Raw genomic sequence first — 19659 nt, 5'->3', positions numbered from 1 at the left:
TTGGTCGCCGTGGACGAGGCAGACGAGCTGCAGATGGCGACGGACGAGAGGTCGACCGACTGGGCGATGTGTCCGGCGTGCGGAAACGCGCTGGTGCTGCGCCGGCCACGCACCCGCACGGCGCACTATGCGCACAAGGCCGGGCAGTCGTGCCGGCTCGACGGCGTGCAGCTGCGGCGTACGGGATCGGGATGGGCGGTCGGCGGGGGAGAGGATGACCCCGACGGGCTGGAGAACCTCTTCGACCTGATCGACGACGAGGCCTAGGACCTCGGTCCGAGCGCGCCGGTGACCGCGTCGAGCGCGGCGTCGAGCTCGTCGTCACTGACCCCGCCGAACCCGATCACCAGGCCGGTCAGACCGCTGCTGCGAGCGTAGCCGGAGAGCAGGTTGATCTCGAAGCCGGCCGCACGCGCCGCCTCGCGCGCCCGGACCGCGGCCGGCTCGGGCATGAGCCAGGTGGAGTACATCCCGGCGAGCGGACCGGCGAGCGTGGCGTACGGGCTCATCGCCTCGGCCACCCTCGGCGCGCGCTCGGCGTAGACACGGCGGGCGGAGCGGACGGCGCGGTCGAGCCAGCCGTCGCGGAGCAGCGTGAGGAGTGCGCGCTGCGAGGGCCAGGCGGCTCCCGAGTGAGTGATCGTGCGGCGGTGCAGGATCCGCTCGTGCAGGTCGGGTGGGGCGACCAGCCAGCCCAGGCGAAGCGTCGGGACGACCGACTTCGCCGCGGTGCCGAGATAGGTCACCCGGCTGCGGTCCAAGGTGGCCATCGCCGGCACCGGTGCGACGTCGTAGCGGAACTCGGAGTCGTAGTCGTCCTCGATCACCACGGCGTCCGCACGCCGGGCGGCATCGAGCACCCGTAGCCGGTCGGCCGCCGGCATCACCCGGCCCAGCGGGTGCTGATGCGCAGGCGTGAGGTACGCCGCGACAGCATCACCCAGGTCGGCGACCGTCTCCGCGGCGGGCAGGTCGATGACCTCGCGTCCGAAGATGCGCACCGACTCGGCCGCTGCGCGATAGCCCGGGTCCTCGACCGCGACCGGCCCGTCGCGCAGCTCGGGAAGGATCGCCCGCAGCCCGTCGGTGGTGCCGGCGGTCACGATGATCTCGTCGGGGCGGACCTCGAGGCCGCGGGTGCGCCCGAGCCTGGCCGCCAGCGCCTCGCGGAGCTCGGGCAGGCCACGCGGGTCGTCGTACCCGCGCGGGGGAGTGGTCGCCGAGACCTCCCGCCATGCCCGCCGCCATCCCGGCTCCAGCCTCGGGTCGAAGAACGGAGTGCCGGTGTCGAGGTGAGGCAGCGCCCGCCCGGGGTGCCGAGGCGTCGCCCGTGCAGGTCGAGCGGTCACCTTCTGCGGGCGCGCGCCGGTCGCGCCGGTGGTGGTGACGAAGGTGCCCGAACCGCGGCGTGCTTCGAGCCAGCCTTCCGCGCTGAGCTGGTCGTAGGCGTGCTCGGTGACCGCGCGCGAGACGCCCAGGTCGGCGGCGAGCGCGCGCGTCGACGGCAGCCGGTCACCGGTCGAGAGCGTGCCGGAGAGCACCAGCGTGCGGATCTGGCTCGCGAGCTGTGCGGGCAGCGGGTCGCCGCAGGTGCGGTCGAGGGTGACGGGGAGCATCGCAGATGTGTCCTGTTGAAAACGCTTCGAATTGGCCCGTGAGCACAGGCCACTTTGCCGTCACGATGGTGCCATGAGCACCACGACGCTGTCGCCCACCCCACGCACCCGGATCACCCGCGGGAAGAACCGAGCCGTCACCGATCGCGAGCGTCTCCACGCGTTTCTCGGCGACGCGCTCGTCGCCCACCTCGGGGTGAGCGTGGGGTCGGGCGAGGAGGCGCATCCGATCGTCCTGCCCACGGCGTACGGCTTCGATCTCGACGGCCCTGACGAGGGCGGCTCGCTCTATCTGCACGGCTCGGTCGCCGCCGGGTGGCTGGGGCGCGCGCTGGAGCGCGACGTGTGCGTCACGATCACCGAGCTCGACGGTCTGGTCGCCGCGCGCAGCGGGTTCCACCACTCGATGAACTATCGCTCCGCGCTCGTCGTCGGTCGTGCGCGCGCGGTGGAGGACGCCGACGAGCGCGAGCGCGCCCTGGCGCTCGTGGTCGACCAGATGATCCCCGGTCGCTGGGAGACGCTGCGCCCGGCCACGCGCAAGGAGCTCGCCGCCACCGCGGTGATTGCCCTCCCGCTCGTCGAAGCGTCGATGAAGGAGCGTGCCGAGGGGCCGATCGACGACCCCGAAGACGTCGGGTCGGGCGCCTGGGCCGGGGTGATCCCGATCCATCGCGTCGCCGGCGACCCGGTCACCGCCGAGGACTCGCACGCGGAGGCGCCGGAGGATGTCGTACGCCGCGCCGCCGCGCTCGCGGGACGCTCACCGAGGTAGCTCGCTCAGCAGTCGCGGTCGGCGCGCGGCCCTCCGTCACGGTATGCAGACGAAGGCTCACATCCCCAGCGGAGCTCCGCGAGGGATGTGAGCCTTTCGCTGCATACCTTGAGAGAGGAACAGACCTCAGCTGAGCCCAGCGCGCCGCAGCGCGTCGGCCATGGCGCTGTTGGCCGGGGCCGACGAGCCGCGCCCGCCGCCCTTGCCGCCCTTGGGGCCACCCTTGCCCTGGCCACCCTTGCTCTGGCCGCCCCTGCCCTGGCCACGTTGACCGCCGCCGGATCGACCATCGGGTCGGCCGCCGGGCCGTCCCGACCGGCCACCGGACTCACCCTTCGCCGGAGCGCCGGCACCCGCGGGAGCGTCGTCGGAGAGCCGGAGGGTGAGCGAGATCCGCTTGCGGGGCTCGTCGACCTCGAGCACCTTGACCCGCACGACGTCGCCGGAGCGGACCACGTCGCGAGGGTCCTCGACGAACTTGTCGGACATCGCGGAGATGTGCACGAGGCCGTCCTGGTGGACACCGATGTCGATGAAGGCGCCGAAGGCGGCCACGTTGGTCACAGTGCCCTCCAGCACCATGCCCGGACGGAGGTCGGCGATCACGTGCACGGAGTCGGAGAACGTGGCCGTGCGGAACTCGGGGCGCGGGTCGCGCCCGGGCTTCTCGAGCTCGGCGAAGATGTCGGTGACGGTCGGCAGACCGAACGTCTCGTCGACGAACTCGGCGGGCTCGAGCGACTTCAGCACGCCCGCGTTGCCGATCAGGGAGCCGATGTCGGCCGAGGCCCGCTCGAGGATCCGGTTGATGACCGGGTAGGACTCCGGGTGCACACCGGAGACGTCGAGCGGGTCGTCGCCACCCCGGATCCGCAGGAACCCGGCGGCCTGCTCGAACGCCTTCGGGCCCAGCCGCGGCACCTTGGCGAGCTCCTTGCGGGTGCGGAACGGCCCGTTGTCGTCACGGTGGGTCACGATGGCGGTGGCGAGCGACTCGGTGATGCCGGAGACCCGGCGCAGCAGCGGCGCCGAGGCGGTGTTGAGGTCGACCCCGACACCGTTCACGCAGTCTTCGACGACAGCGTCGAGCGACTTCGAGAGACCGTATTCGGGCAGGTCGTGCTGGTATTGACCGACGCCGATCGACTTCGGCTCGATCTTGACCAGCTCGGCCAGCGGGTCCTGCAGGCGACGCGCGATCGAGACGGCTCCACGCAGCGACACGTCGAGGTCGGGCAGCTCGGCGGAGGCGTAGGCGGAGGCGGAGTAGACCGAGGCGCCGGCCTCGGAGACCATCACCTTGGTCATCTTCAGGTCGGGCAGCAGCTTGAGCAGGTCGGCGGCGAGCTTGTCGGTCTCTCGCGACGCGGTGCCGTTGCCGATCGCGATCAGGTCGACCGAGTGCTTCTTGGCCAGCGTCGCCAGCGTGGCCAGCGCGCCGTCCCAGTCGCGCCGCGGCTCGTGAGGGTAGACGGTCGAGGTGTCGACGACCTTGCCGGTGGCGTCGACGACGGCCACCTTCACACCGGTGCGGATGCCGGGGTCGAGCCCCATCGTCGCCCGGGTGCCCGCCGGCGCGGCGAGCAGGAGATCGCGCAGGTTGTCGGCGAAGACCGCGATCGCGGCCTCCTCGGCAGCGGCCCGGATCCGGGTGCGCATGTCGAGCTCGAGGCGGAAGAGGATGCGCGTACGCCACGCCCACCGCACCGTCTCGCCGAGCCACTTGTCGCCCGGGCGCCCGGAGTCGACGATGCCGAAGCGCGCGGCGATCGAGCGCTCGTAGTCGGTGACGACACCCGCCTCCGGCTGCGCGCTTCGCGCGCTTACTCCCTCGCTCGGCGCGAGCGGACGAGCAAGCTCGCCGCTCGACCTCGCTTCGGTCGTCTCCTCCGCGTAGGGGGAGAGGGTGACGTCGATGACGTCCTCCTTCTCGGCCCGCAGGACGGCCATGGTGCGGTGCGAGGGGAGCGAGGCGTACGACTCGGAGAAGTCGAAGTAGTCGGAGAACTTCGCCGCGGCCGGGTCGTTCTCGCGGGCCTCGCGCACCCGGGTGACCAGGCGCCCCTGCTTCCACATCCGCTCACGGAGGGTGCCGATCAGGTCGGCGTCCTCACCGAAGCGCTCGACGAGGATCGCGCGCGCCCCGTCGAGGGCAGCCTTCGTGTCGGCCACCTGGTCGCCCAGGAACTTCTCGGCCTCCACGGCCGGCTCCAGCGACGGGTCCGCCATCAGCGCGTCGGCCAGCGGCTCGAGCCCGTTCTCGCGGGCGATCATCGCCTTCGTACGCCGCTTCGGCTTGAACGGCAGGTAGATGTCCTCCAGCCGGGCCTTCGTGTCGGCGGCGAAGATCGAGGCCTGCAGCTCGGGGGTGAGCTTGTCCTGCTTGGCGATCTCGGTGATGACCGCGGCCCGCCGCTCCTCGAGCTCGCGCAGGTAGCCGAGCCGCTCCTCCAGCGTACGCAGCTGGGCGTCGTCGAGGCCGCCGGTCACCTCCTTGCGGTAGCGAGCGATGAACGGCACCGTCGAGCCCTCGTCGAGCAGGGCGACAGCGGCGCTCACCTGAGCCGTGCGCACCTCGAGGTCTTCGGCGATGCGGGCGGGGATGGCGGCCATGGAGTCTGCGAGCGTTGGTGCTGGTGGTGTCACGGGGCGCAATCCTGCCGTACGCCACCGACAGTCAGCGACACCGCCTCGCCAGGCCCGAACGTGCCCGCGCGCCTCGGCCCAGATACGCTCGACCACATGACGCAGCGCACGTTCGTGATCCTGAAGCCCGACGCCGTCCGCCGTGGGCTGGTGGGCGAGATCCTGTCCCGCTACGAGTCCAAGGGACTGACGATCGTGTCCCTCGAGCACCGCACCATCGATGCGGCCAAGGCCGACGAGCACTACGCCGAGCACGTCGAGCAGCCGTGGTACCCGCCGCTGCGCGAGTTCGTCACCTCCGGCCCGCTCGTCGCCGCCGTCCTCGAGGGCGACGAGGCGATCGAGGTCGTCCGGGCGCTCAACGGTGCCACCGACGGTCGCAAGGCCGCGCCGGGCACCATCCGCGGTGACCTCTCGCTGTCGAACCGCGAGAACCTCGTGCACGGCTCCGACTCGCCCGAGTCGGCCGACCGCGAGATCAAGCTCTGGTTCGGCGCCTGAGCCACGTCCGCGCGGCCTGACGAATAGGGCCGCAACATCGGTGGAACACCCGCCGCCCCCTGATCCGGAGCGACGCCGCACCCCGTATCGTTGCGGTTTCGGCGAGCCTCTCCGGATTGGGGCTCTGACCTTCGTAGCCTCGTCGGCAGGCCCGCATCCTGCACCATAGATCCCCGACGCGGCGCCCCGGGAACGCGAGGACGTATGGCGAGCATCATTGGACGCGACATGGCGGTGGACCTCGGCACCGCCAACACTCTGGTCTATGTGCGCGGCAAGGGTGTCCTTGTCGACGAGCCGAGCGTTGTCGCGCTCAACAAGAACACCGGCGAGATGCTCGCCGTCGGCCATGAGGCCAAGAAGATGCTGGGCCGTACGCCCGACGACATCGTCGCGCTCCGGCCGCTGAAGGACGGCGTGATCGCCGACTTCGAGGCGACCGAGCAGATGCTGCGCTACTTCATCCAGCAGGTCCACCGCCGTCGCTACTTCGCCAAGCCCCGCATGGTCATCTGTGTGCCGTCGGGGATCACCGCGGTGGAGATCCGCGCGGTCAAGGAGGCGGGCTACCAGTCCGGCGCCCGCCAGGTGAACATCATCGAGGAGCCGATGGCGGCCGCGATCGGCGCCGGGCTGCCGGTGCACCTGCCGACCGGCAACATGGTCGTCGACATCGGCGGCGGCACCACCGAGGTCGCGGTGATCAGCCTGGGCGGCATCGTGACCAGCTCGAGCATCCGCACCGCCGGCCACAAGCTCGACAACGCGATCATGACGTGGCTGAAGAAGGAGTACGCCCTGCTCCTGGGCGAGCGCACCGCCGAGGAGGTCAAGATGACCCTCGGCTCGGTGTGGCCGCTGCCCGGCGAGCCGGAGGCCGAGATCCGGGGCCGCGACATGATCACCGGCCTGCCGCGCACGGTGACGGTCTCGGCTGCCGAGGTGCGCAAGGCCATCGAGGAGCCGCTGCACGACATCTTCGACGCCGTACGCACCACGCTCGACCAGACGCCGCCCGAGCTGGCCGGCGACATCATGGACCGCGGCATCGTGCTCACCGGTGGCGGAGCGCTCCTGCGCGGTCTCGACGAGCGGCTGCGCCACGAGACCGGCATGCCCGTCCACATCGCCGAGTCCCCGCTGACCTCCGTCGCGATGGGCGCCGGCCGCTGTGTCGAGGACTACGACGTGCTCCGCCCCGTCCTGGTGAACGAGAACAGGAGATGGTGACGTGTCGCTGCTGAGCCCACGCCCGAGCGAACGGCTGCGCAAAGGGCTGGAAGAACGCAAGGGCCCCAAACCCCGCGGCCGCATGCCCCGGGAGCGGCTCAACCGGCGCGGCAGCCTCGAGACTCGCCCGGGCAACGGCCCGAAGCGCACCTGGCTGATCGCCCTGGTGCTCGGCTGCGCCACGCTGGCGACCCTCGACCAGACCCCCGCGCTGGAGCCGGCCCGCACCGCGGTCGGCGAGGTGCTCTCGCCCCTGGAGACCGGCGCGTCGATGCTCGCCCGCCCGTTCACCGGGGTGCCGGAGTGGTTCGACACCCGTGACGACCTCCGCGACCACCTCACCAAGCTCGAGGCCGAGAACTCCACGCTGCGCCGCCAGCTCGAGGTCACCGACTACGGCCGCGGCAAGCTCGCCGAGTACGAGTCGATCACCCGCGCCGCCGGCGACCTCGGCTACGCCCTGGTGCCGGCGCGGGTCACCGCCCACGGCCCCGCCCAGACCTTCAACCGCACCGTCACGATCGATGCCGGCAGCGCTGCCGGGATCCGGTCCGACATGTCGGTGGTGACCGGTGACGGCCTCGTCGGGCGGGTGCTGCGGGTCACCAAGACCTCGGCGACCGTCCTGCTGATCGTCGACGCCGCCTCGGTCGTCGGCGGCCGGGTCGGCGGCTCCGACCACTCCGGCAGAAAGTCCGGCCAGGTCGGCATGGTCAGGGGCTCCGGCGTCGTCGCCGGCCGCTCCGACTCCGGCCAGCTCGCCCTCGACCTCGTCGACCGCACCGTGGCCCCGCTCAAGGGCGAGACGGTCGTCACGTGGGGCGACGGCCGGGCGGCTCCCTACGTCTCGGGCCTGCCGATCGGTGAGGTGACCGACACGTTCGCGAGCGTGCGCGACTCCTCGCGCACGGTGCGGATCAAGCCCTTCGTCGACTTCGGGTCGCTCGACGTCGTCGGTGTCGTGGTGCCGAGCGGCACGCAGAGCGACCGCGCCGTGATGACTCCGGAGGGGGAGCTGCGATGAGCGAGATGGAAACGGGCGTACGGGGTGCCGCCCCGGTGCTGCGCAACCTCCTGGTCGGCCTGCTGGTCGTGATCGCCGTCGTGCTCCAGCTGAGCGTGGCGCCCGCCTTCGCGATCCGCGGCATCACGCCTGACCTGGCTCTGCTGGTCGTGCTCGCGGTCGCGCTCACCCGCGGCGGCCAGGCCGCGATCGTGACAGGGTTCGCCGCCGGCGTACTCCTCGATCTGGCGCCGCCCGCCGATCACACGGCCGGTCGGTGGGCGCTCGCGCTGCTGATCGTGGGCTACGTCGCCGGACGCGTACGCGAGGGCAGCGCCGTCCACGGCCGGCAGAACCGTCCGAGCGCGATGATCGTGATGGCCACCGTGGCCGCCTGCTCCTTCATCGGGGTGAGTGTGTTCGCGGTCAGCGGCCTCATCCTCGGCGAGGCGCCGTTGACGCTGCTGCCGACCGTCGCGATCAGCGTTGGCTACGACCTGCTGCTGGCGCCGCTGCTGATCCCCGCGCTGCTGTGGCTGCTGGGCAAGGGCGATCTGTGATGGGCCGCAACCGAGTCCCGACCGCCAATGTCAGCCGGCTGCGGCTGATCGTGATCCAGGCGCTGGTCTTCTCGCTGCTGGCCACGCTCGGGGTCAGGCTGTTCTACCTGCAGGTGCGCCACGGCGATGCCTACCAGGCGGCGGCCGCCTCGCAGTCGAAGCGTGAGGTCACCCGTCAGCCGGTGCGCGGCATCATCGTCGACGCCCAGGGCCGGCCGATGGTGACCAACCGCTCGGCGTGGGTCGTCAGCCTCGACCAGGGTGTGCTCGACGGCCTCGACGAGGAGGATCGCAAGGTCCTGATCGAGCGCGTCGCGAAGGCGGTCGACGTCTCGCCGAAGAAGCAGCAGGACGCGATCAACAACTGGTCCGGCACGCGCTATCAGCCGGTGCCGATCGCCACCGACGTCTCCGAGTCGACTGCGCTGCGCATTCTCGAGCAGCCCGAGGACTTCCCCGGGGTGGTCGCCGAGAAGCAGACGCTGCGCTCCTACCCGAGACCCAACGGCATCAACGCCGCCGGCATCCTCGGCTATCTCTCCCCGATCACCGAAGACGAGGACAAGAACGCCAGAGAGCGTGGCGACGAGTCGCTCAACAACACCTCGATGGTGGGCCGTGCCGGTGTCGAGAAGGAGTACGACCAGTGGCTGCGCGGCATGCCCGGCTACGACACGGTCACTGTCGACTCGCTCGGCCGTGAGATCGGGCGCGGCGACTCGGTCGCCTCGCAACCGGGCGACACCCTGGTGACCAGCATCGACTCCAAGGTGCAGGGTCGAGCCGAGAAGCTGCTCTCGGAGTCGATCGACACCGCGCGCAACACCTTCGACAAGATCACCGGCCGCAACTACGAGGCCGACTCGGGCTCGGTGGTGGTCATGGAGGCGCAGACCGGACGCCTGGTCGCGATGGCCAGCCAGCCGACCTACGACCCGAAGGAATGGGTCGGCGGGATCAGCCAGAAGCAGCTCGACCGGCTCTACTCGGAGAAGGCCGGCTACCCGCTGCTGCCGCGGGCGACACAGGGGCAGTTCGCACCCGGCTCGACCTGGAAGCCGTTCATGACGGTCGGGGCGCTCAACAACGGCTACACCCGCGACACCCAGCTCGACTGCTCCAGCGGGCTGCAGGTCGGCAACCGCTGGTTCAAGAACTACGAGTCGAAGCCCTACGGCATGCTCACCTTCGCCGAGGCCCTCGAGCTCTCCTGCGACACCTTCTTCTACCGGATCGCGGTCAAGTACTGGCAGAAGTACGGCTCCAACCCGGCCGACGTCAACGCCAAGGATCCGCTGGTGGAGACCGCCAAGAAGTTCGGTTTCGGCAAGCGCACCGGCATCGACCTGCCGGGGGAGTCGGCCGGCCGGATCGCCGACCGGAAGTGGAAGGCGGAGTACTACGAGGCCATGAAGGGCTACTACTGCCGCATGGACGAGAAGAAGAACGCGCCGACCCAGTTCCTGCAGCTGTTCAGCCACGAGTTCTGCGTGGAGGGCAACTACTACCGCACCGGCGACGCGGTGAACTTCTCCATCGGCCAGGGCGACACGATGGTCACCCCGGTCCAGCTAGCCCGCGCCTACTCCTCGCTCGCCAACGGCGGCACCCTCTACGAGCCGCGCATCGGCAAGGCGATCGTCAGCGGCGACGGCACGGTCGTCGAGAAGATCGACCCCAAGGTCGCCGGCAAGGTGAAGATGTCGAGCAAGAGCATCGACTACGTCAACGAGGCGCTGCTCGGCACCCCGCGCTCGGGCACCCTGGCGTGGAAGTTCGGCGGCTTCCCGGTCGACGAGGTCAAGGTGCGCGGCAAGACCGGCACCGCCGAGGTCACCGGCAAGCAGACGACCGGCTGGGTCGCGACGTACAACAAGAAGTACGTCGTCATCATGACGATCTCCCAGGGCGGCACCGGCTCGGGCGCGGTCGGCGATGCCGTACGCAAGCTGTGGGAGTCGCTCTACGGCGTCGAGGAGGGTGGCGGTGAGGTGCGGCCCAAGAAGGCCGCCATCAAGGGCATCGACCCGCCGAAGAACCTGCCCGGATTCGAGTCCGACGGCTCGATCGTCCCCCCGAAGGACTGAGGTCATGAAGAACGACGTGATGTCCTTCGTACGCCGCATCGACCTGATCCTGCTGGGCGCGGTGCTCGTGCTGGTGACGATGTCGGTGCTGCTGGTCTGGTCGGCGACCGTCCACCGCGAGGCGATCACCGGCGGCGACTCCGCGGCCTACCTGCGCAAGCAGATCGTCAACGTCGTCGCGGGCCTGGTCCTCATGGGGGCGGTGGTCGCGACCAACCACCGCTGGGTCAGGCTGCTGACGCCGGTGGTCTATGCGGCCGCTGTGATCGGGCTTCTGCTGGTGCTGGTGATGGGCTCGACCGTCAACGGCTCGAAGTCGTGGGTGACGTTCGGGCCGGTGCAGGTCCAACCCTCGGAGCTTGCCAAGCTGGCCGTCGTCATCGCGATGGCCCTGGTGCTCGCCGAGCGGAGCGAAGGGCGCTGGCGGGCACGGGTCTCGCTGGGCGACGTCGTCGCGATGATCCTGGTCGCCGCCGTGCCGATCGCGCTGGTCATGGCGCAACCCGATCTCGGCACCACGCTGGTGCTCGGCGTGACGGTCTTCTGCGTGCTGGCGGCCGCCGGCACACCCCGGCGGTGGCTGGCGCTGCTGGCCCTGGTGGGGGTGGCGGGTGCCACGACCGTGGTTGCCTCGGGCGTGCTGAAGCAATACCAGATCAACCGGTTCATGGCGTTCACCGATCCCTCGCTCGACCCGCGCGGCGCCGGCTACAACGTGCAGCAGGCGCGGATCGCGATCGGTGACGGCGGCATCTTCGGGCAAGGCCTCTTCCAGGGGTCGCAGGCCCGCGCGGGCTTCGTGCCCGAGCAGCACACCGACTTCATCTTCACGGTGGTGGGGGAGGAGCTCGGCCTGGTCGGCTCGTTGCTGGTGATCGCGCTGATCGGCATCGTGCTGTGGCGCGGGCTGCGGATCGCTGCGCGCACCGACGACCTCTTCGGACGGGTCGCCGCCGCCGGCATCGTGTGCTGGCTGGGCATCCAGAGCTTCCAGAACATCGGCATGTGCCTCGGCATCATGCCGGTCACCGGGGTGCCGCTCCCGTTGATCTCCTACGGCGGCTCCTCGATGATCGCCGCGCTGCTCGCGGTGGGGCTGCTGCTCGGCATCTCCGGTCGCTCGAGCCGCACCGGTCTGGACAGGTCCGGACCACTTCTTGACCTTCGCGCACGGGACCGGCTGCAAGTTCCTGCAGTGCGAAGAGATGTCGCGTTCCATCGAAATTAAACTCGATTACGTTCCGTCGCGGTTGCCCTACAGGGCAGCTGTTACCCCTTGCAGCCCTCACCCGAGGCTGCTTGACGACGGGAGCAGCAATCGTGAACCGACCCACCCCACAACGGCGCCTTTCGGCGCTCGCCGCAGCAACCGCGACCGCAGTCGGTGCCGCAGCAGCCATCCTGGCCATGTCGCCGCCCGCCGGCGCGGCCGAGCATCCAGCACCCCTGATCGGCGCCGAGAAGTCGACGGCGATCGACGGCTCCTACATCGTGGTGATGAAGGGCAACGGAGCCAAGGCCAAGGCCGACGCGGCCGACGCCCGGGCCCTGGCCAAGAAGAAGGGCGGCTCGGTGAAGTTCGCCTACGACAAGGCGATCACCGGCTTCTCCGCCACGCTCGACGCCGACGCCCTCGACGCCCTCCGCGCTGACCCCGACGTCGACTACGTCGAGGCCAACCAGGTCGTGAAGGCCAGCGGCGACCAGGCCAACCCGACCTGGGGCATCGACCGGATCGACCAGCGCAACCTGCCGCTGAACTCCAACTACCACTACGACTACACCGGCTCGGGTGTGAAGGCCTACATCATCGACACCGGCATCCGCTCCGCCCACGCGGAGTTCGGCGGCCGGGTCATCTCGGGCTACACCGCCATCGGCTCCAGCACCGAGGACGAGAACGGCCACGGCACCCACGTCGCCGGCACCGTCGGTGGATCGACCTACGGTGTGGCCAAGAGCGTCACCCTCGTGCCGGTCCGGGTGCTCGACGCCTCCGGGTCGGGGTCGACCGCCGGTGTCATCGCGGGCGTCAACTGGGTGACCTCCAACCACACCTCCGGTCCGGCGGTCGCCAACATGTCGCTCGGCGGCGGGGTCTCCTCGACGCTCGACTCCGCGGTCTCCAACTCGATCGCCGACGGTGTCAGCTACGCCGTCGCGGCGGGCAACGACTCCGGTGCCGACGCGTGCAACGGCTCGCCCTCGAGGGTCGCCTCCGCGCTGACGGTCGGCTCGACGACCAGCACCGACGCCCGCTCGAGCTTCTCCAACATCGGCTCGTGCGTCGACCTGTTCGCCCCGGGATCGTCGATCACCTCGGCGTGGAACACCTCCAACACCGCGACCAACACGATCTCCGGTACGTCGATGGCGACTCCGCACGTCGCCGGTGTGGCTGCGCTCTACCTGCAGGCGCACCCGACGGCGTCGGCCTCCTCCGTCGCCTCGGCGATCGTCTCCAACGCCACCACCGGCGTGGTCTCCTCGCCCGGCAGCGGCTCGCCCAACCGGCTCCTCCACTCCCTGTGGAGCGGTGGCACCGACCCGACGGACCCGCCGTCCGGCAACCTGCTGGTCAACCCGGGCTTCGAGTCGGGGGCGACCGGCTGGAGCTCGTCGTCGGGCGTCATCGACGGCTCGACCAGCGCCCCGGCGCGCTCGGGCTCCTACAAGGCGTGGCTGAACGGCTACGGCACGACCCACACCGACACGCTGTCGCAGAGCGTCACGCTGCCCGCCGCGGGTAAGACGCTGTCGTTCTATCTGCGCGTGGTCACCGACGAGACCACGAGCTCGACGGCGTACGACAAGCTGACGGTGAAGGTCGGATCCACGACCCTGGCGACCTACTCCAACCTGAACGCGAGCTCGTCCTACTCGTTGAAGTCGCTCTCCCTGGGATCCTTCGCCGGCAGCACCGTCACGGTGAGCTTCACCGGCACCGAGGACTCCTCGCAGGGCACCAGCTTCTTGATCGACGACACCTCGATCGCCTGATCACCTGGCCTGAGAGGGCCGACCATCATCACCCTTCCACCGGGCCGTTCGCTACCGCGTGAACGGTCCGGTGGACCGATTGTGGCATGCAATTTCCGTTCTGTTAACGGTTGTTAACCTGTGATCTTGCACGTTGCTGCAGTGCGAAGAGTTGGGTCGTTACCGGTTCTACGTAACGTGATTACGTGGTTGCCCGAACGCTTCGGGTTGCGGCCGCAGGGAGGGCGCAGGGCGTTCAGCCGGCACCGAGACGCTCCTGCGTCGCCTGCCCACCGGCGGGTGCGGTGCTGTTGAAGTGAGGGATGCGGCCCGACCGGGCCGCACGATGACGGGAGTCAGTTCGTGAACCGAACCAAGAAGAACCGGGCCATCAAGGCACCGGCAGTCATCTCCGCCGTTGCCGTCGGTGCAGCCGCCTCGGCGATCGCATTCACCGTGCCGGCCGGCGCCGCGGACAGCCAGGCGCCGCTGCGTGGCGAGAACGCCTCGACCGCGATCGACGGGCAGTACATCGTCGTCATGAAGAAGCAGGGTGGCAGCGACGTCGCGACCACCGAGGCCAAGTCGGTCCGCAGCGACGCGCGCTCGGCCGGCGGTGACGTACGCACCGTCTTCGACAAGGCGTTCAACGGCTTCTCGGCCACGCTCGACAAGGACGCTCTCGCCGAGGTCCGCTCCAACCCGGACGTCGCCTACGTGCAGGCCAACCACCGCTACACCACCCAGGGTGACCAGGCCGACCCGACCTGGGGTCTGGACCGCGTCGACCAGGCCGAGCTGCCGCTCGACAAGAACTACCACTACGACCAGACCGGCAAGGGCGTCACCGCCTACATCATCGACACCGGCGTCGCGACCGACCACCCGGAGTTCGAGGGTCGCATCGGTGAGGGCTTCGACGCCGTCGACGGCGACACCGACCCGACCGACGGCAACGGCCACGGCACCCACGTCGCGGGCACCGTCGCGGGCACCACCTACGGTCTGGCCAAGGAGGCCACGATCGTTCCGGTCCGCGTCCTCGACGACCAGGGTTCGGGCACCACCGAGGGTGTCGTCGCCGGCATCGAGTGGGTCACCGAGAACCACACCGACGGCCCGGCCGTCGCCAACATGTCGCTCGGCGGCGGTGCCGACACCGCCCTCGACCAGGCCGTGCAGGCCTCGATCGCCGACGGCGTGACCTACGCCGTCGCGGCCGGCAACGAGAGCGCCGACGCCTGCGGTTCGTCGCCGGCTGCGGTGCCGGAGGCGATCACCGTCGGTGCCACCGACGACGCCGACGCTGCCGCCGACTTCTCCAACACCGGTGAGTGCCTCGACATCTTCGCTCCGGGCGTCGACATCACCTCGGCCTGGAACGACGGCTCGACCAACACCATCTCCGGTACGTCGATGGCGACCCCCCACGTCGCCGGTGCCGCCGCTCTCTTCCTCGAGGCGAACCCCACGGCCGACCCGGCCGCCGTCGCCGAGGGCCTGACCGGTGCCGCCACCCCCGACGTGGTCACCAACCCGGGCGAGGGTTCCCCGAACCTGCTGCTCACCAACCTGTTCTGATCCTGAGCTGACATCAGGCCGACATCAGACTGACCGTGGGGTCGCCCGGGAGGGGCGGCCCCACGGTCTATTTCATCCACGGACCGGCTTGGTCCTGCGGCGCGAGGTTTGGTGGGGGATCCCGCGGGCGGCGTAGGCTTGGATGGTTCGTTCCCGAGGTTTGAGGTGCCCATCGTGACCGTCGCCCAGAGCGACCTTGCCCCTGAGTCAGTCTTCCCCCGGCTGGAGCCGCGCCTGGCGCTGGTCTCCAAGCCGATCCAGTACGTCGGTGGCGAGCTGAACTCGACCGTCAAGGAGTGGAACGACGTCGAGGTCCGGTGGGCGCTGATGTATCCCGACGCCTACGAGGTCGGCCTGCCCAACCAGGGCGTCCAGATCCTCTACGAGGTGCTCAACGAGCGCGACTGGATCGCTGCCGAGCGCACCTACGCGGTCTGGCCGGATCTCGAGAAGATCATGCGTGAGGGCGACGAGCAGGGCCCGATCCCGCAGTTCACCGTCGACGCGCACCGTCCGGTGAAGGCGTTCGACGTCTTCGGGCTCTCGTTCTCCACCGAGCTCGGCTACACCAACATGCTCAACGCGCTGAGCCTCGCCCAGATCCCGCTGCACGCGGTCGACCGCGGCGACGACGACCCGGTGGTGCTCGCCGGCGGCCACGCCGCGTTCAACCCCGAGCCGATCGCCGACTTCCTCGACGCCGCCGTGCTCGGTGACGGCGAGGAGGTCGTGCTCAAGATCTCCGAGGTCGTGCGCGAGTGGAAACAGGACGGTCGCCCCGGTGGGCGAGACGAGCTGCTGCGCCGGCTCGCGGTCTCCGGCGCCGTCTACGTGCCGAAGTTCTACGACGTCACCTATGCCGCCGACGGCCAGATCGACGCCGTGGTGCCCAACCGCCCCGACATCCCGTGGCGGGTGCGCAAGCACACCCTGATGGATCTCGACGCCTGGCCCTACCCGCGCAACCCGCTGGTGCCGCTGGCCGAGACCGTCCACGAGCGGTTCTCCGTGGAGATCTTCCGGGGCTGCACGCGCGGCTGCCGCTTCTGCCAGGCCGGGATGATCACCCGCCCGGTGCGCGAGCGTTCGATCACCACCATCGGCGACATGGTCGAGAACGGCATCCGGAAGTCGGGTTTCGAGGAGGTCGGTCTGCTCTCGCTGAGCTCGGCCGACCACACCGAGATCGGTGACGTCGCGACCGGTCTCGCCGACCGCTACGAGGGCTCCAACGTGTCGTTGTCGCTGCCGTCGACCCGCGTCGACGCCTTCAACATCACCCTGGCCAACGAGTTCTCCCGCAACGGCCGTCGCTCCGGACTCACCTTCGCACCCGAGGGCGGCTCCGAGCGGATGCGCAAGGTGATCAACAAGATGGTCACCGAGGAAGACCTGATCCGCACCGTCGGTGCGGCCTACTCCCACGGCTGGCGCCAGGTGAAGCTCTACTTCATGTGCGGCCTGCCGACCGAGACCGACGACGACGTGCTCCAGATCGCCGAGCTCGCCAAGAAGGTCATCGCCAAGGGCCGCGAGGTCTCGGGACGCAACGACATCCGCTGCACGGTCTCGATCGGCGGCTTCGTGCCCAAGCCGCACACCCCCTTCCAGTGGGCCTCCCAGCTCGACCACGAGACCACCGACGTACGTCTGCAGAAGCTGCGCGACGTGGTGCGCTCCGACAAGAAGTTCGGTCGCGCGATCGGCTTCCGCTACCACGACGGCAAGCCCGGCATCATCGAGGGCCTGCTCTCCCGCGGCGACCGCCGCGTCGGCGCGATCATCGAGCAGGTCTGGCGCGACGGCGGTCGTTTCGACGGCTGGAGCGAGCACTTCTCCTACGACCGCTGGATCAACGCCGCCGAGACCGCCCTGGCCGGAGGCAGCGTCGACCTCGACTGGTTCACCACGCGCGAGCGCGAGTACGAGGAGATCCTGCCCTGGGACCACCTCGACTCCGGCCTCGACAAGGACTGGCTCTGGGCCGACTGGGAGGACGCCCTCGCCGTCGCCGACGGTGCGGACATCGAGGTCGAGGACTGCCGCTGGACCCCCTGCTACGACTGCGGCGTGTGCCCCGAGATGAACACCGACATCCAGATCGGCCCCACGGGTCAGAAGCTGCTGCCGCTCTCGGTCGTCTAGAGGGGCTGGTTCGCCTCCTTCACCAGCGCCTCGATGTTGTTGTCGTCGGGGTCGCTGACGAAGGCGGCGTACGCCTTGTACTCGGGCCAGAATCGCGGCCTGTGGCGTGAGGTCCCACCTGCGGTGACCGCCGCCTCGTGGAACGCATCGACCGCTGCGCGATCCGGCGCCTCGAAGGCGACGTGCAGCCCTCGGGTGACGTCCGCCTCGGAGGGCGCGGTCTCGAGGGAGATGCTCGGGGTGTCGTGGTCACGAGCCCAGTACTCCGCGATCGAGTCCGTGCGGTAGCCGGGCTCGATGTCCAGCACGCCGAGGGCGGCGGTGTAGAAGCGCTCGCTGGCCGTGAAGTCGCCGGCGAACACGCCGAGGTGGTGAACGAAGTGGCGGGGCCGTGGCATGCCTCCACCGTAGCCGCGTCTTTCCGGGGCAGCCGGGTTCCGGGTCGGTGATCACGAGGTGGCTGTAGCCGGCGGGGGGCGGGAAGCTCGTCGGGGCTCACGAACTTCCCGCCCCGACGGTGGGCCCGGCCGCGCCGTCGCGCGAATGACTGCTCCCGCGGCTAGGTTCGGCCCATGAGCGACAGACTCGACGTACGCCTGGCGGGGCCGGAAGACACGGACCTGCTCGCGGCCCTCCGGAGAGCCTGGAGCGAGGAGATCGCGAAGCACACCATCGACGACCCGGGCTTCGAGGACCGCTTCGGTGAGTGGCTGATCGAGGAGCAGCGACGGGTCTGGGTGGGCTACGTCGACGGCGAGCCCGCCGGGATGGTCAACCTGCTGGTCTTCACACGGATGCCCAAGCCTGGCAGCGCACAGTCGCGGTGGGGCTATCTGGCCAACTTCTACGTCCGGCGCGAGCACCGCAACGGCGGGCTCGGCACCGCGATGCTGGAGGCGCTGACCGGGCACGCCGACGACGAGGGCTTCGTACGCATCGTGCTGAGCCCCAGCGAGAAGTCGATCCCGTTCTATGCGCGGGCCGGGTTCCGGGAGGCGTACGACCTGATGATCCGGCCTCAGCCGACCGGGCGCACCCAGCGGCGCCAGTCGGGCTGGGGTGCGTAGCCCGAGCTCTTCCACAGCTGCTGGCCCAGGTCGTTGTCCTCCAGGACCATCGCGTCGATCCGGCCCGCGCCGAGCGCGACGAGGCGGGTCTCGGCGTGGGCGAGGAGGCGGCGGGCGAGGCCCTGGCGGCGTACGTCCGGGTGGACCGCCAACCGGTAGAGGTGGGCGCGCCAGCCGTCCCAGCCAGAGATCAGCGAGCCGACGACACGGCCCTCCGCGGTGACCGCGACCGTGCAGGCGTCAGGGTCGCGCGCGATCAGTGCCTCCACCTTCGCGGACGAGTCGCTCGGCCGCGAGTCGTTCTCCGCCGCCACCTCCCACAGCATCATCAGTGCGGGGACGTCGGCGACGGAGGCAGGCCGGAGTTCGATCACGGCCGGAAGTCTTTCACGCTCCGTCGTACCGATCTCAGCAGTCGGCTGCGCCCCGGACGGCGAAGTCGATGCTGACGGCGTGGTGGTCCGACAACCTCGTGGGGGAGACCCGGCCGTCGCCGGCGGCGAGCCAGGAGTTGGGGAGCAGGTAGTCGACGCGGCCGCCGCCGTCGTGGCTGGCGCCGAGGGAGGCGCCGGCGTCCGAGAGCGAGCCCAGCACGGCGCCCAGCACCCCGGAGCCGGCACCGGAGTTGAGGTCGCCGCCGAGGATCTTGGCGCCGTCATAGGCACCGACCTTGCTCATCACCGCCCCGATCTGGGTGCGGCGCAACGAGTCGGAGGTGTGGTCGAGGTGGGTGTTGAACACGACCAGGCGCTGCCCCGAGACGATGATGTCGGCCCGCAGCACCCCACGCTGCTCCTTGCCGCCGCGGTTGGGCAGGTGGGTGTTGCCGGAGCCGTCGATCGGGAAGCGGGACAGGATCGCGTTGCCGTAGCCGCCCCGGTCGGTGATCCAGTCGTTGGCGCCGAAGACCGACTGCATCCCCAGGTGGGAGGCGATGATCGCCGGCTGGTCGACGTTGCCCGAGCGGCGCCGGTTCTGGTCGACCTCCTGCAGGAGCACGACGTCGGCTCCCGATGCCCGGATCACGTCGGCGATGCCGCCGAGCTCGCCGGGGGAGACCTTGCCGCCCTTGATGTTGAAGGTCATCACGGTGATGTCGCGCGGGGCCGCGCACGGGTCGATCTTCGGCTTCTTCGGCACCTTGGCGATCGCGGGCGGTGCGGCCAGCTTCTTGAACTCGGGCAGCGGCCTCGGCGACCCCGACGTGGTCGGTGCGGGCTCGGCCGACGGCGACGTGGAGGCATCGGCCGAGGCCTTCTCCGCCCGGTCGAGCCGCGGCGCGAGCACGGTCAGGGCGGCGATCGCCCCGACGGTGAGGACGATCGCAAAGATCGGCAGCAGCTCCTTGAAGCGTGCCGAACGATTCCTGTCCCTGTGTCGGGTCACCGCGCGAGTCTCCCATTTTCCGTATGCAAACCGTTACATTCCGTTGGCCTGCCATTCGCTCGGGCACTCGCTCGGGCATCGCC

The 19659-nt window shown here is 70.0% G+C and carries 17 protein-coding genes; 12 read left to right on the top strand and 5 right to left on the bottom strand.

Translation table 11 applies throughout. The features are described 5' to 3' along the window. Positions 1–9 precede the first annotated feature (9 nt). Positions 10–267 carry a competence protein CoiA family protein gene (locus tag FB381_RS17365; protein ID WP_141781444.1) on the top strand — a complete coding sequence of 86 codons (258 nt, stop codon included), beginning with the start codon at positions 10–12 and terminating at the stop codon, positions 265–267. Here FB381_RS17365 and pdxR read toward each other — a convergent pair. Further along, positions 264–1616 (bottom strand): MocR-like pyridoxine biosynthesis transcription factor PdxR, encoded by a 1353-nt coding sequence (pdxR, locus tag FB381_RS17360; RefSeq protein WP_141781443.1) that lies wholly within the window; start codon positions 1614–1616, stop codon positions 264–266. The two genes, FB381_RS17365 and pdxR, sit on opposite strands and share 4 nt — an antisense overlap. A 73-nt stretch (positions 1617–1689) precedes the next feature. On the opposite strand from pdxR, the gene FB381_RS17355 reads away from it, so the two are divergent. Further along, a complete protein-coding gene (locus tag FB381_RS17355) occupies positions 1690–2391 on the top strand; it encodes a pyridoxamine 5'-phosphate oxidase family protein (RefSeq protein ID WP_141781442.1) in 702 nt (233 codons plus the stop codon). Between the two features lie 126 nt (positions 2392–2517). Here the strand turns inward: FB381_RS17355 and FB381_RS17350 are convergent, their stop codons facing one another. Continuing rightward, positions 2518–5004 (bottom strand): Tex family protein, encoded by a 2487-nt coding sequence (locus FB381_RS17350; protein ID WP_141781441.1) that lies wholly within the window; start codon positions 5002–5004, stop codon positions 2518–2520. 129 nt (positions 5005–5133) lie between these two features. On the opposite strand from FB381_RS17350, the gene ndk reads away from it, so the two are divergent. From ndk to FB381_RS17305, 9 genes are all read left to right on the top strand, one after another. Further along, on the top strand, positions 5134–5538 hold the full coding sequence (ndk, locus tag FB381_RS17345; RefSeq protein WP_141781440.1) for a nucleoside-diphosphate kinase: 405 nt from the start codon (positions 5134–5136) through the stop codon (positions 5536–5538). Positions 5539–5742: 204 nt separating this feature from the next. Continuing rightward, a complete protein-coding gene (mreB, locus tag FB381_RS17340; protein WP_141781439.1) occupies positions 5743–6768 on the top strand; it encodes a rod shape-determining protein in 1026 nt (341 codons plus the stop codon). Between the two features lies 1 nt (position 6769). Next, entirely contained in the window at positions 6770–7792 is a 1023-nt protein-coding gene (gene mreC, locus FB381_RS17335; protein WP_141781438.1) for a rod shape-determining protein MreC, read from the top strand. Further along, positions 7789–8331 (top strand): rod shape-determining protein MreD, encoded by a 543-nt coding sequence (gene mreD, locus FB381_RS17330; RefSeq protein ID WP_141781437.1) that lies wholly within the window; start codon positions 7789–7791, stop codon positions 8329–8331. The genes mreC and mreD overlap by 4 nt, the downstream gene beginning before the upstream one ends. Beyond that, positions 8331–10418 (top strand): penicillin-binding protein 2, encoded by a 2088-nt coding sequence (gene mrdA / locus FB381_RS17325; protein ID WP_141781436.1) that lies wholly within the window; start codon positions 8331–8333, stop codon positions 10416–10418. The genes mreD and mrdA overlap by 1 nt, the downstream gene beginning before the upstream one ends. 4 nt (positions 10419–10422) lie before the next feature. Beyond that, a complete protein-coding gene (gene rodA, locus FB381_RS17320) occupies positions 10423–11646 on the top strand; it encodes a rod shape-determining protein RodA (protein WP_141781435.1) in 1224 nt (407 codons plus the stop codon). Between the two features lie 92 nt (positions 11647–11738). Further along, positions 11739–13418, top strand: a complete 1680-nt coding sequence (locus FB381_RS17315; protein WP_246088165.1) for a S8 family peptidase — start codon at positions 11739–11741, stop codon at positions 13416–13418. A gap of 342 nt (positions 13419–13760) precedes the next feature. Beyond that, complete coding sequence (locus tag FB381_RS17310) at positions 13761–14978, top strand: S8 family peptidase (RefSeq protein ID WP_170225204.1); 1218 nt, start codon at positions 13761–13763, stop codon at positions 14976–14978. A 174-nt stretch (positions 14979–15152) separates the two neighbouring features. Continuing rightward, a complete protein-coding gene (locus FB381_RS17305; RefSeq protein ID WP_141781434.1) occupies positions 15153–17123 on the top strand; it encodes a TIGR03960 family B12-binding radical SAM protein in 1971 nt (656 codons plus the stop codon). Here the strand turns inward: FB381_RS17305 and FB381_RS17300 are convergent. Then, positions 17120–17521 carry a VOC family protein gene (locus FB381_RS17300; RefSeq protein WP_141781433.1) on the bottom strand — a complete coding sequence of 134 codons (402 nt, stop codon included), beginning with the start codon at positions 17519–17521 and terminating at the stop codon, positions 17120–17122. The two genes, FB381_RS17305 and FB381_RS17300, sit on opposite strands and share 4 nt — an antisense overlap. Positions 17522–17695: 174 nt before the next feature. Here FB381_RS17300 and FB381_RS17295 point away from each other — a divergent pair, with 174 nt between their 5' ends. Continuing rightward, entirely contained in the window at positions 17696–18190 is a 495-nt protein-coding gene (locus tag FB381_RS17295) for a GNAT family N-acetyltransferase (RefSeq protein ID WP_141781432.1), read from the top strand. Here FB381_RS17295 and FB381_RS17290 read toward each other — a convergent pair. Continuing rightward, the gene (locus FB381_RS17290) at positions 18142–18564 is read right to left on the bottom strand and encodes a GNAT family N-acetyltransferase (RefSeq protein ID WP_141781431.1); all 423 of its coding nucleotides are present in this window, start codon (positions 18562–18564) and stop codon (positions 18142–18144) included. The two genes, FB381_RS17295 and FB381_RS17290, sit on opposite strands and share 49 nt — an antisense overlap. A gap of 34 nt (positions 18565–18598) precedes the next feature. Then, entirely contained in the window at positions 18599–19576 is a 978-nt protein-coding gene (locus FB381_RS17285) for an endonuclease/exonuclease/phosphatase family protein (RefSeq protein ID WP_141781430.1), read from the bottom strand. Between the last annotated feature and the right edge of the window lie 83 nt (positions 19577–19659).

The sequence above is a fragment of the Nocardioides albertanoniae genome, from assembly GCF_006716315.1.
Classification (GTDB): domain Bacteria; phylum Actinomycetota; class Actinomycetes; order Propionibacteriales; family Nocardioidaceae; genus Nocardioides; species Nocardioides albertanoniae.
The sequence above is the reverse complement of the archived record's forward strand: the minus strand, read 5'-3'. Positions and strand labels throughout refer to the sequence as shown.